The sequence below is a fragment of the Ensifer sp. GW823-FHT05D09 genome, from assembly GCF_058795755.1.
In genome coordinates, this window is the sequence record NZ_JBXAIA010000050.1 from 1 (window position 1) to 425 (window position 425).

Below are 425 nucleotides of genomic sequence, written 5' to 3' on the forward strand. Positions count from 1 at the left end.
TTGTCCTGCATGAGCAGTTCGATCGCCTGCAGGAAGCCGACCGCTTCTACTACGCAAGCCGCTTCGACAACTTCGACTTCTACGAGAACTTCATCGACGGCCAGGAGTTCGCCGACATCATCGCTCGCAATACCGGCATGACGGATCTTCCCGAACATATTTTCCGGACCGAAGAACCGGACGATGATGATGACGGTGCCGGCAACCCGGATGATGATGAAGACGATGATGACGATGACGACGGCGACCCCGTTGGCGGCGGCGATGACGGCGACGACGACGAGGATGACGATGACGACGACACCGGCGGCCCCGACGATGATGGGGACGACGATGACGACGACGGCAGCGACGATGGCGACGATGATGGCGACGATGATGGCGATGGTGACGGTGGCGAAACACCGTTGCCGGTTGCGGCGCGT

General features: G+C 60.5%; 1 protein-coding gene. It reads right to left on the bottom strand.

Annotated elements, in window-relative coordinates; genetic code table 11:
- The coding region (locus tag AC1Q80_RS30875) for a hypothetical protein (RefSeq protein ID WP_492362946.1) at positions 1-425 on the bottom strand (425 nt) is incomplete at both ends.